The following is a 12,623-nucleotide window of genomic DNA, read 5'->3' as shown; positions in this document are numbered from 1 at the left end:
CATGCCCCTGCAACGCTCGACCACGGCGGACAAGTTTATTGTGGACCGCAGGAAACGCCATCGCAACAGCGATGTCGCGCGCGCGGTCCGCAAGACGCGCGACCGTCTTTCGCAGCAAGCCGGAAATCCCGACTTCGACCGCGAGCTGTTGAAGCTCCACGCGCTGTCGATGACCGGCGGCGTGATCGTCATTCCGCTGCTCGTTCTGGCAACGGCCGCGGCAGGCTTGTTCGCGGGCATCGGCAAGGAGATCGGCGTCTGGGCGCTGTTCACATTCATCTGCTATACCATCGTTGCATTCATGGCCAGACGCGTCACTCAAGCGTCCGAACTCAACCCGCTGGAAACGCATAGGGATTTCCTGATCGGCCATTTTCTGTGCGGGCTTGGCTGGGCCTGGTTCGCATGGCTCGGCTGCGAAACTTGCCAAACGGATCAGTTCCAGGTCGCCAAGGCGGTGGTGCTGCTGCTCGCCATGTCGGCAACCGCGATCCTGGCCTCGTCCCTGCGCGGTGCGCTGTTGGCGACCTTCGCCCTCCCGGTCGCCATCTATGCTTATGCCAGTGCGAAATTATGGATGCCGGTCGAAGTGATCATGGCAGGCTTGCTGATCGCCTCGTTGCCTTTCTTCGCCTATGTAGCGCGCCAGCTCAACCGTTCCTCGCTGATGCTGCTGTCGTTCCGCTCCGAAAAGGATGCGCTGATTGCCGAACTGGAGACGGCGAAATCGATGTCGGACGAGGCACGGCGGCGGGCGGAAGACGCCAATCTGGCGAAATCGCGTTTCCTGGCCTCGATGAGCCACGAGCTGCGCACACCGCTCAACGCCATTCTCGGCTTTTCCGAAGTGATGGCCAACGAGGTGCTCGGCCCGATGAGCAACCCGACCTATCGCGACTATGCCCGTGACGTGCACGACTCCGGACAGCATCTGCTCGACCTGATCAACGAAATTCTCGATTTGTCGCGCATCGAAGCGGGCCGCTACCAGCTCAACGAGGAGCCGATGATGCTGCTCTCCGTCGTCGAGGATTGCTGCCACATGATGGAGCTGAAGGCGCGCAACAAGGACATCCGCATCGTCCAGCATTTCGAAAACGCCTTGCCGCGCTTGTTCGCCGACGAACGCGCGGTGCGGCAGATTGCGCTCAATCTGTTGTCCAATGCCATCAAGTTCACCGCCACCGGCGGCGAAATCCGCGTGCGCGTCGGCTGGACGGCGGGCGGCGGGCAATATCTCTCCGTCAAGGACAATGGGCCGGGCATACCGGAAGACGAGATTCCGATCGTGCTTTCGGCCTTCGGCCAGGGCTCGATCGCCATCAAGAGCGCCGAACAGGGCACCGGGCTTGGCCTGCCGATCGTGCAAGGCTTGCTGGCCATGCATGGTGGCGAATTCCAGCTCCATTCCAGGCTACGCGAAGGCACCGAGGCGATCGCCATCTTCCCGCTGAGCCGGGTGATGGAGGAACTGCCGGCGCTGCCGACCAAGGCGGTTGCCTCGCGCCGGCGCTGAATGCTTAACCGCGGACCGCGGCTGCCATGCCGGCGCTGGTCAGCGCGGCGGCCTTGACCAGCCCAGCGGCAAGCGCCGCCCCTACCCCCTCGCCTTGACTGACGCCCAGATCGAGCAGCGGGCGAAGGCCGAGGCGCTCGGCGGCCTTGGCATGGCCAGACTCCGGCGACAGGCTTGCGAGGAGACAATGATCGAGCGCCGCGGGGTTGGCGGTATGTAGGACACCAGCGGCGGCAGTCACCGCAAACCCATCGAGCAGCACCGGGATCTTCTGCATCCGCGCCGCCAGAATGGCGCCGCAGATCGCGGCGAATTCCCGCCCGCCGACCCGGCGCAGCGCTTCCAGCGGGTCCTTGAGGCTCGCGCCGTGCAACGCGACCGCGGCATCGACCACCTCCGCCTTGCGCTTCTGCATCGCCGCGTCCGCCCCTGATCCAGGGCCGACCCAGTCGGCGCTGGTGCCGCCGAACAGTGCCGTGCAAAGGGCCGCGGCGACAGTCGAATTGCCGACGCCGAGGTCGCCAAGGCAAAGCAGGTCGGTGCCGCCGGCAATCGCTTCCATGCCGAAGGCCATGGTAGCGGCACAACCGCGCTGGTCCAGTGCCGCATCCTCGGTAATGTCGGCTGTCGGAATGTGCAGAGCCAGATCGAACACCTTCAAGCCGAGATCGTTGGCGATGCAGATCTGGTTGATTGCTGCACCGCCGGCGGCGCAGAGCTCGACTGCATTTGCCGTGGCGGCGGCGGGGCGCGGCGAAATGCCGTGGCGGGTGACGCCATGATTGCCGGCAAAGATCGCCACCAATGGCCGCGTCACCGCCGGCGGCGCGCGGCCGCTCCACCCGGCAAGCCAGGCGGCGATGTCCTCGATGCGGCCAAGCGAGCCTTTGGGCTTGTCTGCCTTGGCAAACAACTGGCGCACGCGGGCCTTGGCCGCCATATCTGCCGGCGGCAGGCTCACCAGAAGGTCGCGAAAATCGTCGAAAGGCAGCGCGCTGGTCATGTCGATGGCAATCGTCCGTGTGAATTGGTGAGCGGCATAGCCGCCTTGGCCAGCCGGCACAACCTCAAGCCGGCACAACCTCCAGGCCTGGTACAACTTGGCGGTATTGACGCGAAAGCATTCGTTGGCGGCGCTTCCCGGAGGGCTTGCATTGACTTTGTCGTTGCACCATGTGGAGGCTAGCCAAGGAAATCCTTATGACGGCCATTGAATCCCCGTGCATCCTGGTCTGCTCGATCGATATGAAAACCGGCTTCTGTTTCGGTTGCGGGCGCACGCGCGAGGAAATCGCCGCCTGGATCGACATGACCCCGCAAACCCGCCGCAGCGTCATGGCCGAGCTGCCGGCAAGGCTGGAAACGGTCGAGCGACGCCCCCGCCGGGAAACCCGTCGCAGCCGCATGGCACGCGAACGCGACGCCCTCTCGTGAACCGGCCGCAGAGATGAACCGACTGTTGTGGATTCTGATCGTCGCGATCGGGGCGGGTGTGCTCCTGCTCATGCTCAACGATTCCGCCGGCAGTACGTTCGGCATTGAGAATTACGATTTCAGCCAGTTGATCTGGCTTGGCGCCTTAGCGGCACTCGTCGGCGCCGGCCTGCTCAGATCGGGCAGGCCGTTGGGCACCATGGCCCGCAGCCTCGGCGCCTGGGGTGCCATCGTGCTGGCGCTGATCGCCGGCTATCAGTACCGCTATGAGTTGCAGGATTTCGCCAGCCGCGTCACCGCCGGCCTTGTTCCCGGCAGTCCGCTGGCGCTGGGCGTGGAAGAAGGCCATGCCACCGTCACCCTGGACAAGGCCGGCAGCGGCCATTTCGAAGCGCGCGTCACGATCAACGGCACGCCGATCCTGACGGTTGTCGATACCGGCGCGACCAGCACCGTGCTGACCGCCGAGGACGCTCTGGCGGTCGGGTTCAATTCGGCGGCTCTCCGCTTCACCATACCGATCTCTACCGCCAACGGCATGACACGCGCGGCGGCGGTGCGAACCGACGAACTGTCGATCGGCGGCATCGTGCGCAAGGACATGCCCATCATGATCGCCGCACCAGGCACGCTCGGCCAGAGCCTTCTCGGCATGAATTTCATCGGCTCGCTATCGGGCTTCGACGTCCGTGGCGATCGCATGATTTTGCGGGATTAAGTTTTTCCTCAGGCCGCCTCTGCGGTCCGGCCGAAATCGACCTCTGCGAAGGCTGACTTCAGCACCTCCGCTCCGGCACCCGGCCGTGTCGCCTTGGTGGAGAGGATCTGCCGGTAGCGGCGTGCACCGGGCAGGCCGTGAAACAGCCCGACCATGTGCCGGGTGACATGCCCGAGGCGTCCGCCCTGCTCGATATGGCGTGACGCGTAATCCGCCATGGCATCGATCAGTGCGGCAAAATCGAACGACTCAGCTGTGCTGCCGTAAAACGCGGCATCGATGCCGGTCAGTATCCCTGGCGTGTGATAGGCGGCGCGGCCGAGCATGGCGCCATCGACATGGTCGAGGTGCGTCAGCGCCTCTGCGAGAGATTGAATGCCGCCATTGATGCCGATGAATTTGTTTTGTTTTCTGGCTTTCAGCCGATAGACGCGGCCATAGTCGAGCGGTGGGATGTCACGATTTTCCTTTGGGCTCAGTCCTTCCAGCCAGGCCTTGCGGGCGTGCACCCACAGCGCGTCGGCGCCGGCCGCGAAAACACCATCGGCCAACGCATCGAGTGCCGGTTCCGGATCCTGCTCATCGACGCCGATGCGGCACTTGACGGTAACCGGTATTTTCACCGCCGCCTTCATTGCCGCGACGCAATCCGCGACGAGCACGGGCGTCTTCATCAGGCAGGCGCCGAAGGTGCCCGACTGGACGCGGTCGGACGGGCAGCCGATATTGAGGTTGATTTCATTATAGCCGAAGGCTTCGCCGATGCGCGCCGCCTCGGCCAGCTTTCCCGGATCGGCGCCGCCGAGTTGCAGCGCCACCGGACGTTCGCTGTCGTCGAAGCCGAGCAGCCGCTCGCGTGCGCCGTGGATGACCGCATCGGCCACCACCATCTCGGTGTAGAGCAGCGCCTCGCGCGTCAGCTGGCGATGGAAGAACCGGCAGTGCCGGTCCGTCCAATCCATCATCGGCGCCACGGCAACTTTGTGGCGTAACATATTCATTTTACTATTTTTTCTGTCTCAGTCCGTCCGATACTCCGTTCGAATGACAGAGCAATTTGGCAAGAGATGCACACCCAGCTAACCCGATATACGATTTTGCCGCCGCAACTGAAAGCAAATTGGCATGTTACACATGTCACTGTACGCACCAGTTAGATGCCTTGCCGTGGAACGATGGACCGCCGGCGGCATACCAGTCAGCCAAGGCGAAGCGTGTTGCGGGCGATCTGCCACGCGGATTCGACATGCCGCCGCGCCGCCTCCTCCGCCTCGTCCGGCCTGCGCGACCGGATTGCATCCATGATTTCGGTCATTTCGGCGATCGCCGGCTCGCGGCGGTTCTCCGACGCGATCGTCATTGAGCGGAGCTGGTTGATGCGGACATTCAGCCCCGTCACGATTTCCCAGGCAATGCGCTTGTCCGCCGCCTCGAACAGCGTTTCGTAGAACTTGGTCGTTGCCCGCATCACCTCGACAGGCGCACCGGACGCCCACGCCTCAAGCAGGTTCGTCAAGGCGGCATCGAGCAAAGCGATCTGCGCGTCCGTGGCCGTTAAGGCGCAAGCCCGCGCCGCGATACCCTCGAGCAGCGCCCGCAATTCATAGATTTCGTCGGTGCGGCCGAGATCCGGCTTGGCCACGGCGGGTCCGTGGCCCGGTATCATCTGCACCAGGCCTTCCGCCTCCAGCTGCCGCAGCACCTCGCGCACGACGGAACGGCTCACCCCGAGCTGATCGCATAGCGGCCGCTCGACCAGCCTTTCACCAGGCTGGAAATGGAAGCCCATGATCGCTTCACGCATGCGCTCCAGCGCCAGCGTCCTCAGCGTCTTGGCAGAGCGGTCGATCCGCAGCGTATCGCCTGACATTTTCTCTCCCCATCCAATCCGGCCACAAAACAGATTCCATAGCCGATTGACAAGACTTCTGGTGCTCCATAGTATGGTATACCATAAGATGGCGTAAAGATTTCGGCGCTGCACAGCGCCGTGGCGACCGAGGACTTCATGAAACCAGCCATTCGAAAGATCGTCACTTACATCGAGAACACGTTAATCGAGGGCGGCAAGGAAGCCCCAAAACCGTTGCGCCTGATCGGCGTCGCCGCCGTGCTGACAAACCCTTGGGCGGGCCGCGGTTTCACCGACGACCTGTCGCCGGAGATCCGCGTCATTGCTCCCGTCTTCGGCGAACTGCTGACCCGCGAGATTATCGCCGTTGCCGGCTCCGGCGAGGCGATAGAGGGTTATGGCAAGGCCGCGGTCTGCGGCACGGCGGGCGAGATCGAGCATGCATCGGCGCTGATCCATACGCTGCATTTCGGCAACCATTACCGTCGCGCGGTCGGCGCCAAGACCTATCTCGCCTTCACCAATCTGCGCGGAGGGCCGAACACCCCGATCATGATCCCGCTGATGGACAAGAACGACGAAGGCCGCCGCTCCCACTATCTGACCGTACATTTCCAGATCGGCGACGCGCCCGCGCCCGACGAGCTGGTGGTGGCGCTTGGCGCTTCGATTGGCGGCCGCCCGCACCATCGTATCGGCGATCGCTATCAGGACCTCAAGGAGGTCGGAGACCTGCATGGCTGACGTCGCTGCCGCCGCATGGGTCCGAGACACGGCTCCGGACGGCACCGGCTTCATCCGCGCCGGCTCCGGCGCGCCGGTTCTGCTCATTCACGGTGTCGGCATGAACGCCGCGATCTGGCACGATCAGATCGCGGCGATGAAAGACCATCATGACCTGATCGCCATCGACATGCTCGGCCACGGCGTTTCACCGCTGCCGCCGGAAGAAGCCAGCCTGTCGGATTTCGCCGATCAGGCGGTTCGCCTTCTCGACCATCTTGGCGTGGCGTCGGTGTCGATCGTTGGCCATTCGATGGGCGCGCTGGTCGCTCTGGAGATCGCCCTTCGCACCCCTTCGCGCGTTCGCTCCATCGTCTGTCTCAATGCGGTATTCCGCCGCCCCGCGGCCTTGGCGCAGGCCGTACGCCAGCGTGCGGCCGCGCTCGGCACCCATGGCAACCCTTCCGCCATTGCGGCTACGCTTGCCCGCTGGTTCGGCGACCCGCTGCCGGCGAACCTTATCGGGGCGGCCACCACAGCGCGCGCCGCCCTTGAAAGGGTCGACCCCGAAGGCTACGCGCGCACCTATCGCCTCTTTGCCCATGCCGATGCTGAGCACGCCGATGCTCTCCCCGGTCTTGCCGCGCCGGCCCTGTTCATGACCGGGTCGCAAGACAGCAATTCGACCCCGGTCATGTCGGCGGCGATGGCGAGGCTAGCGCCGCACGGCCAATGCCTCGTGCTCAATGGAGAAAGGCACATGATGGCAATGGTTTCTCCTGAAAAAGTGACCAAACACATCATGGAGTTTCTCGACACGGAAGGAGACGCTGGCGTGAAGCCGGAGACGGATGCAGTCTTTGATAGAGGCGAATTCCGGCGCGCACTCGGCTCGTTCCTGACCGGCGTCACCATCGTCACCACGATCAGCGCGGAAGGCGAACCGCGCGGCTTCACCGCCAACTCCTTCACCTCGGTCTCGCTCGAGCCGCCGTTGGTGCTTGTCTGCATCGCCAAGAGGGCGCTGGGGCACAGTGCTTTTTCGACGTCGAGAGGTTTTGCCATCAACATCCTGTCAGAGGACCAGAAGGCCCATTCCGGCATCTTCGCTTCCAAAGCAGCGGACAAGTTCGCGGCCGTGAGCTGGCAACCGGGCCGGACCGGCAATCCGCTGATCGACGGCTCCGTTGCGGTGTTCGATTGCGGCATGGAGCAGCTGGTCGATGCTGGCGATCACTCGATCCTCATCGGCCGCGTCCGCGACTTCAGCCACAACGGAGCCCAGCCCCTCGGTTATTGCAGAGGCACCTACGTCACGCCTGGCCTCAGCCAGGAGGCGCTGGCGGCGGCGCCCCCCGATACGGAGGTCGGCGCCATTCTCGAGAACGAGGGCCGTGTGCTGTTCGTCGAAACGGCCGACGGGATTTATGAATTGCCTGCGGGGCGCGGACTGGGCACGCCCAACGATGCGCGCAGCCTCAAGGGGCGCCTTGCCGCCAGGGCCATAGACGCCCAGCTCGGCTTCCTGTTCGCGGTGTGGGACGATGCCGCCGAGCCTTGGCGCACGCATGTTTATTATCGCGGAACGGTCGAGGGATCCTATTCCGACGATCGCCAGATGCGGCTTGTCGACATCGAGCAGATCGCCGATCTGAAGATCGCCGATCCCGCGGTGCGTTCGATGCTTGCCCGCTATGCGCGCGAACGTACGGAAGATGCATTCGGCGTCTATGTCGGCAACGAGGTCGAAGGCGAAGTCCGGCCGCTCGCCAAGCCCTCGCCTTCTCAAATTCCTCTTTCCGGCCGCGGGTGAAACCGATGAAGTTTTCGCTTTTCGTGCACATGGAGCGATCGGATCCGGCCAAGCGGCATTCCGAGCTTGTCGGCGAGCTGGAGGACCTGGTTGTCCAGGCCGAAGAGGCAGGGTTCGAGACTGCCTGGATCGGCGAGCATCACGGGATGGAATTCACCATCTCGCCAAACCCGTTCATCAACATCGCCTGGCTCGCCGCCAAAACCAGGCGCATCCGGCTCGGAACCGGAACCATCGTCGCGCCGTTCTGGCACCCGATCAAGCTTGCCGGCGAAGCGGCGATGGCCGACGTCGTCACCGGCGGCCGTCTCGACATCGGCATTGCGCGCGGCGCCTACGCTTACGAATACCAGCGACTTTTCCCAGGCCTCGAGGCCTGGGGTGCCGGCCAGCGTATGCGCGAGATGGTGCCGGCGATCCGCGGCCTGTGGGATGGAGATTTCGAACTCGCCGGCGAGTTCTGGTCGTTTCCTTCAACCACCTCGTCGCCCAAGCCGCTGCAAAAGCCTTATCCGCCGATCTGGGTGGCCGCACGCGATCCGAACTCGCACGACTTTGCGGTTTCCAGCAAATGCAACGTCCAGGTGACGCCGCTTGCCTCCGGCGATGGCGAAGTGACCAGCCTGATGGAGCGTTTCAACGCGGCGTGTAATGCCCACCCCGACGTACCAAGGCCGGAGATCATGCTGCTGATGCATACTTTCGTCGCCGAGGATGCCGCGGAGGCTGACCGGCTCGCGCAGGATCTGTCGCAGTTCTACTGCCAGTTCGGCGCCTGGTTCCAGAACAAGAAGCCGGTGCACCAGGGCATAATGGAAGCGCTGACCGAAGACGAGATCGCGGCCATGCCGCAATATGCGCCTGACAAGATCAAGCAGAACCTGGTCATTGGCGAAGCCGACGAGGTGATCGCCAGGCTGAAGGCCTACGAAGCGCTCGGCTACGATCAGTATTCGATCTGGATCGACAGCGGCCTTTCCCATCGGCGCAAGAAGAAATCGCTGCAGCTCTTCATCGACAGGGTGATGCCGGCCTTTTCCGAGCCGAAAGCTGGATTGCGATGAGCACCACTCAATTCAGGAACTATATTGACGGCAGCTTCGTCGAAGTGGCGGCGACCTTCGACAGCATCGATCCCTCGACGGGCGCGCCATGGGCGAAGATGCCCGCTGCATCGTCTGATGACGTCGACCGCGCCGTCGAAGCTGCTCACCGGGCGCTTGGCTCCGGCACGTGGCCGGCAATGACGGCAACGGCACGCGGCAAGCTTCTGGTGCGGCTCGGCGATCTGGTGGTCGCCAATGCCGACCGGCTGGCGGAACTCGAGACGCGCGATACCGGCAAGATCATCCGCGAGACCCGCGCCCAGATCGCCTATGTCGGCGACTATTACCGCTATTATGGCGGGCTGGCCGACAAGCACGAGGGCTCGTTTGTTCCCATCGACAAGGCCGACATGGAAGTGACCATCCGGCCGGAGCCAATTGGCGTCGTAGCCGCCATTGTGCCGTGGAATTCGCAGCTCTTCCTGTCCGCCGTCAAGCTCGGGCCGGCGCTGGCGGCCGGCTGCACCATCGTTCTGAAAGCATCGGAAGACGGCCCTGCCCCGTTGCTGGCCTTCGCCGAACTCGTCCATGAGGCGGGATTTCCCGCCGGGACCGTGAACATCCTGACCGGCTTCGGCCACGATTGCGGTCACCGGCTGACCAGTCATCCGCTCGTCGCCCGCGTCGCCTTCACCGGCGGTCCCTCGACCGCTCGGCAGATCGTCAGGAATACGGCGGAAAACCTCGCCTTCACGACGCTCGAGCTCGGCGGCAAAAGCCCGGTCGTGGTGTTTGCCGATGCCGATCTGGACAGCGCCGCCAACGCGGTCGTTGCAGGCATCTTCGCTGCCACCGGCCAGAGCTGCGTCGCCGGCTCGCGGCTGCTGGTCCAGCGCTCCGTGAAGGACGAATTCCTCGCCCGGCTCAAGCGCAAGGCCGAGGCGATCAGGATTGGCGATCCGCAGGATCCCGCGATCGAAATGGGACCGCTCGCCACCTCGCGCCAGCGCGAATGGATAGAGAAGATCATTGCTGAAAGCCTGGCCGCGGGCGGGCAACTGGTCACCGGCGGCATCCGCCCCGCGGGCATGGCGGACGGCTTCTATTACGCGCCGACGATTATCGACGCGCCTGATCAGACCCTTGCCTGCGTGCGCGAAGAGCTCTTCGGCCCGGTGCTCTGTGTGCTAGCCTTCGACAGCGAAGCTGAAGCGCTTTCGCTCGCCAACGACACGAAGTTCGGCCTGGCGTCCGGCGTGTTCACCACCAATCTGGCAAAAGCCCACCGCATGGCGCGCGGCATCCATGCCGGCGTGGTCTGGATCAACACCTATCGGGCGGTCTCGCCGCTGGTTCCGTTTGGCGGCTACGGCCAATCCGGGCTCGGCCGCGAGGGCGGCCTCGATGCGATCGGCGACTACACGCGTTCGAAATCGGTGTGGATACGCACCTCCGACGACCCGATTCCCGATCCTTTTGTCATGCGGTAGCCGCCGCTGGCCGGAGATGCGCGATCAAGGCGAAAACGACCGATCGCGAACAGACAACAACGAAAACAACAGAGGAGAACGACATGAAACTGATCATCACCGGCTTCCTTGCCGGATTTATTGCAACGACAGTTCTGGCAACGACGGCCGCAAAGGCCGAGGACATGGTGTTCACCAGCTGGGGCGGGACGACCCAGGAAGCGCAGACCAAATCCTGGGCCGAGCCGTTCACCGCTGCATCCGGCATCAAGGTCATGCAGGACGGCCCGACCGACTACGGCAAGCTGAAGGCGATGGTCGACAGCGGCAGTGTCAACTGGGACGTCGTCGACGTCGAGATGGATTTCGCCATCAAGGCGGCCAAGGACGGTCTGCTCGAGCCGATCGACTTCAAGACCGTGCCGAAGGCCGACCTCGATCCGCGCTTCACCACCGATCACGCCGTCGGCAGTTTCTACTATTCCTTCGTGCTCGCCTGGAACAAGGGCGCCGTTTCGGGTGAACCGGCCGGCTGGGCCGACATGTTCGACCTGACGAAATTCCCGGGCAAGCGGACCTTCTACAAATGGTCGGCGCCCGGTGTCATCGAGATCGCGCTGCTGGCCGATGGTGTTCCGGCGGACAAGCTCTATCCGCTGGATCTCGATCGCGCCTTCAAGAAACTCGACACCATCAAGTCGGACATCGTCTGGTGGGGCGGCGGGGCGGAGTCGCAGCAATTGATCGCATCCGGCGAAGCAACGTTCGGCCAGTTGTGGAACGGCCGCGTCTTCGCACTGGACAAGGATGGCGCCGATGTCGGCGTCTCCTGGAACCAGAACCTGACCGCAGCCGACGTTCTGGTGGTACCGAAGGGTGCCAAGAACAAGGATACGGCGATGAAATTCCTCGCCGCGGCGAGCAGCCCCGCCGGCCAGGCCAAATTTGCCGAAGCCAGCGGTTATGCGCCGATCAACACCAAGGCCAAGGCAGAGATGCCGGCCGATGCCGTGAAATCGCTGCCGGACGCTCATGTCGACGGACAGATCAATCTCGACATGAACTACTGGGCCGCCAATCGCGACACCATCGCCGCGCGCTGGTATGCCTGGCAGGCGAAATAAGCCCGCCCTTGAACCGCAATGGACGAGACGGTTCGCGCCGTCTCGTCCCGTAGCCGGGTCGCTGTCATGTCGGTCGAAACACGCCGGAACTTTGGAACGGTGCGGGTGCCGGCAGGTCTCAATGGCCTGCTGCCGGCCCTGATTCTGATTATGCTGTTCTTCGTCGTCCCCGTGCTGGCGCTGCTTTTGCGCAGTGTCACGGAGCCCGAGCCAGGCTTGCAGAACTATGCTGCCCTGCTTGGTGACGGCACCTATGCGCGGGTGTTCTTCAACACATTCCTGGTCGCGGCGTTGGTCACCATCGTCACGGTCCTTGTCGCCTTTCCGGTCGCCTGGATGCTGGCGATCATGCCTTCGGGACTGGCCTCGATCATCTTCGGCATCATCATTCTGTCGATGTGGACGAACCTGCTCACCCGCACCTATGCCTGGATGGTGCTCCTGCAGCGTACCGGCGTGATCAACCGGACGCTGATGACCATCGGCGTCATCGACCAGCCGCTGCCACTCATCAACAATCTCACCGGAGTCACTATCGGCATGGTCTATATCATGCTGCCCTTCATGATCCTGCCGCTGGTCGGCACGTTACGGGCGATCGATCCGATGACGCTGCGTGCGGCGTCGCTGTGCGGCGCAAGCCCTTTCCAGGCGTTCCGCCGCATCCTCGTGCCGCTGTCGCTGCCCGGTGTCGCGGCCGGCGGCCTGATGGTCTTCGTCATGTCGCTCGGCTACTTCGTAACGCCGGCACTGCTCGGCGGCACGTCGAACATGATGCTTGCCGAAATGATCGCGCAGATGGTCCAGTCGCTGCTCAACTGGGGGCTCGGCAGCGCCGCTGCCTTCATCCTGCTTGTCGTCACCATGGTTCTCTACGCACTGCAGCTGCGCCTTGTCGGTGCCAGGCGCACGAGCGGAGGCATCTGAG

The 12,623-nt window shown here is 63.6% G+C and carries 12 protein-coding genes; 9 read left to right on the top strand and 3 right to left on the bottom strand.

The window, feature by feature from the left end:
- Nucleotide 1 precedes the first annotated feature (1 nt).
- Nucleotides 2–1,516 (top strand): sensor histidine kinase, encoded by a 1,515-nt coding sequence (locus NKJ20_RS04355; protein WP_352742762.1) that lies wholly within the window; start codon nt 2–4, stop codon nt 1,514–1,516.
- A gap of 4 nt (nt 1,517–1,520) precedes the next feature.
- Here the strand turns inward: NKJ20_RS04355 and NKJ20_RS04350 are convergent, their stop codons facing one another.
- Nucleotides 1,521–2,519, bottom strand: a complete 999-nt coding sequence (locus NKJ20_RS04350; RefSeq protein WP_352448874.1) for a nicotinate-nucleotide--dimethylbenzimidazole phosphoribosyltransferase — start codon at nt 2,517–2,519, stop codon at nt 1,521–1,523.
- A gap of 197 nt (nt 2,520–2,716) precedes the next feature.
- On the opposite strand from NKJ20_RS04350, the gene NKJ20_RS04345 reads away from it, so the two are divergent.
- The gene (locus tag NKJ20_RS04345; RefSeq protein WP_031193575.1) at nt 2,717–2,950 is read left to right on the top strand and encodes a DUF1289 domain-containing protein; all 234 of its coding nucleotides are present in this window, start codon (nt 2,717–2,719) and stop codon (nt 2,948–2,950) included.
- A 13-nt stretch (nt 2,951–2,963) separates the two neighbouring features.
- Complete coding sequence (locus NKJ20_RS04340; protein WP_352448873.1) at nt 2,964–3,668, top strand: TIGR02281 family clan AA aspartic protease; 705 nt, start codon at nt 2,964–2,966, stop codon at nt 3,666–3,668.
- Nucleotides 3,669–3,676: 8 nt separating this feature from the next.
- On the opposite strand, the gene dusA is transcribed toward NKJ20_RS04340, so the two are convergent.
- Both dusA and NKJ20_RS04330 read right to left on the bottom strand, forming a co-directional pair.
- Nucleotides 3,677–4,669 carry a tRNA dihydrouridine(20/20a) synthase DusA gene (gene dusA / locus NKJ20_RS04335; RefSeq protein ID WP_352742760.1) on the bottom strand — a complete coding sequence of 331 codons (993 nt, stop codon included), beginning with the start codon at nt 4,667–4,669 and terminating at the stop codon, nt 3,677–3,679.
- 197 nt (nt 4,670–4,866) lie between these two features.
- Nucleotides 4,867–5,538, bottom strand: a complete 672-nt coding sequence (locus tag NKJ20_RS04330) for a GntR family transcriptional regulator (RefSeq protein WP_352448871.1) — start codon at nt 5,536–5,538, stop codon at nt 4,867–4,869.
- A gap of 138 nt (nt 5,539–5,676) precedes the next feature.
- Between NKJ20_RS04330 and NKJ20_RS04325 the strand changes: the two genes are divergently transcribed.
- The 6 genes from NKJ20_RS04325 to NKJ20_RS04300 all read left to right on the top strand — a co-directional run bounded on the left by NKJ20_RS04325 (nt 5,677) and on the right by NKJ20_RS04300 (nt 12,622).
- Entirely contained in the window at nt 5,677–6,264 is a 588-nt protein-coding gene (locus NKJ20_RS04325) for an amino acid synthesis family protein (protein WP_352742758.1), read from the top strand.
- Nucleotides 6,257–8,056 (top strand): alpha/beta fold hydrolase, encoded by a 1,800-nt coding sequence (locus NKJ20_RS04320; protein WP_352742757.1) that lies wholly within the window; start codon nt 6,257–6,259, stop codon nt 8,054–8,056. The genes NKJ20_RS04325 and NKJ20_RS04320 overlap by 8 nt, the downstream gene beginning before the upstream one ends.
- 5 nt (nt 8,057–8,061) lie before the next feature.
- Nucleotides 8,062–9,120, top strand: a complete 1,059-nt coding sequence (locus NKJ20_RS04315) for an LLM class flavin-dependent oxidoreductase (protein WP_352742755.1) — start codon at nt 8,062–8,064, stop codon at nt 9,118–9,120.
- Nucleotides 9,117–10,592: an aldehyde dehydrogenase gene (locus NKJ20_RS04310; RefSeq protein WP_352742753.1), complete on the top strand. Its 1,476-nt coding sequence runs from the start codon at nt 9,117–9,119 to the stop codon at nt 10,590–10,592. Before NKJ20_RS04315 ends, NKJ20_RS04310 begins: the two co-directional genes overlap by 4 nt.
- Before the next feature lie 83 nt (nt 10,593–10,675).
- Nucleotides 10,676–11,695 carry an ABC transporter substrate-binding protein gene (locus tag NKJ20_RS04305; protein ID WP_352646106.1) on the top strand — a complete coding sequence of 340 codons (1,020 nt, stop codon included), beginning with the start codon at nt 10,676–10,678 and terminating at the stop codon, nt 11,693–11,695.
- Between the two features lie 66 nt (nt 11,696–11,761).
- Nucleotides 11,762–12,622: an ABC transporter permease gene (locus tag NKJ20_RS04300; protein WP_352742805.1), complete on the top strand. Its 861-nt coding sequence runs from the start codon at nt 11,762–11,764 to the stop codon at nt 12,620–12,622.
- The last annotated feature ends 1 nt before the right edge of the window (nt 12,623 follow it).

It is taken from the genome of Mesorhizobium sp. M0185 (assembly GCF_040322175.1).
Classification (GTDB): domain Bacteria; phylum Pseudomonadota; class Alphaproteobacteria; order Rhizobiales; family Rhizobiaceae; genus Mesorhizobium.
This window is presented reverse-complemented; position numbering and strand designations above follow the sequence as displayed.

Bases quoted from the DNA above. Each gene is read 5' to 3' on its own strand.
- NKJ20_RS04310 (WP_352742753.1), top strand. From the start codon at position 9,117: ATGAGCACCACTCAATTCAGGAACTATATTGACGGCAGCTTCGTCGAA.
- NKJ20_RS04300 (WP_352742805.1), top strand. From the start codon at position 11,762: ATGTCGGTCGAAACACGCCGGAACTTTGGAACGGTGCGGGTGCCGGCA.
- NKJ20_RS04350 (WP_352448874.1), bottom strand. From the start codon at position 2,519: ATGACCAGCGCGCTGCCTTTCGACGATTTTCGCGACCTTCTGGTGAGC.
- NKJ20_RS04340 (WP_352448873.1), top strand. From the start codon at position 2,964: ATGAACCGACTGTTGTGGATTCTGATCGTCGCGATCGGGGCGGGTGTG.
- NKJ20_RS04325 (WP_352742758.1), top strand. From the start codon at position 5,677: ATGAAACCAGCCATTCGAAAGATCGTCACTTACATCGAGAACACGTTA.
- NKJ20_RS04355 (WP_352742762.1), top strand. From the start codon at position 2: ATGCCCCTGCAACGCTCGACCACGGCGGACAAGTTTATTGTGGACCGC.
- NKJ20_RS04330 (WP_352448871.1), bottom strand. From the start codon at position 5,538: ATGTCAGGCGATACGCTGCGGATCGACCGCTCTGCCAAGACGCTGAGG.
- NKJ20_RS04305 (WP_352646106.1), top strand. From the start codon at position 10,676: ATGAAACTGATCATCACCGGCTTCCTTGCCGGATTTATTGCAACGACA.
- NKJ20_RS04345 (WP_031193575.1), top strand. From the start codon at position 2,717: ATGACGGCCATTGAATCCCCGTGCATCCTGGTCTGCTCGATCGATATG.
- dusA (WP_352742760.1), bottom strand. From the start codon at position 4,669: ATGAATATGTTACGCCACAAAGTTGCCGTGGCGCCGATGATGGATTGG.
- NKJ20_RS04315 (WP_352742755.1), top strand. From the start codon at position 8,062: ATGAAGTTTTCGCTTTTCGTGCACATGGAGCGATCGGATCCGGCCAAG.
- NKJ20_RS04320 (WP_352742757.1), top strand. From the start codon at position 6,257: ATGGCTGACGTCGCTGCCGCCGCATGGGTCCGAGACACGGCTCCGGAC.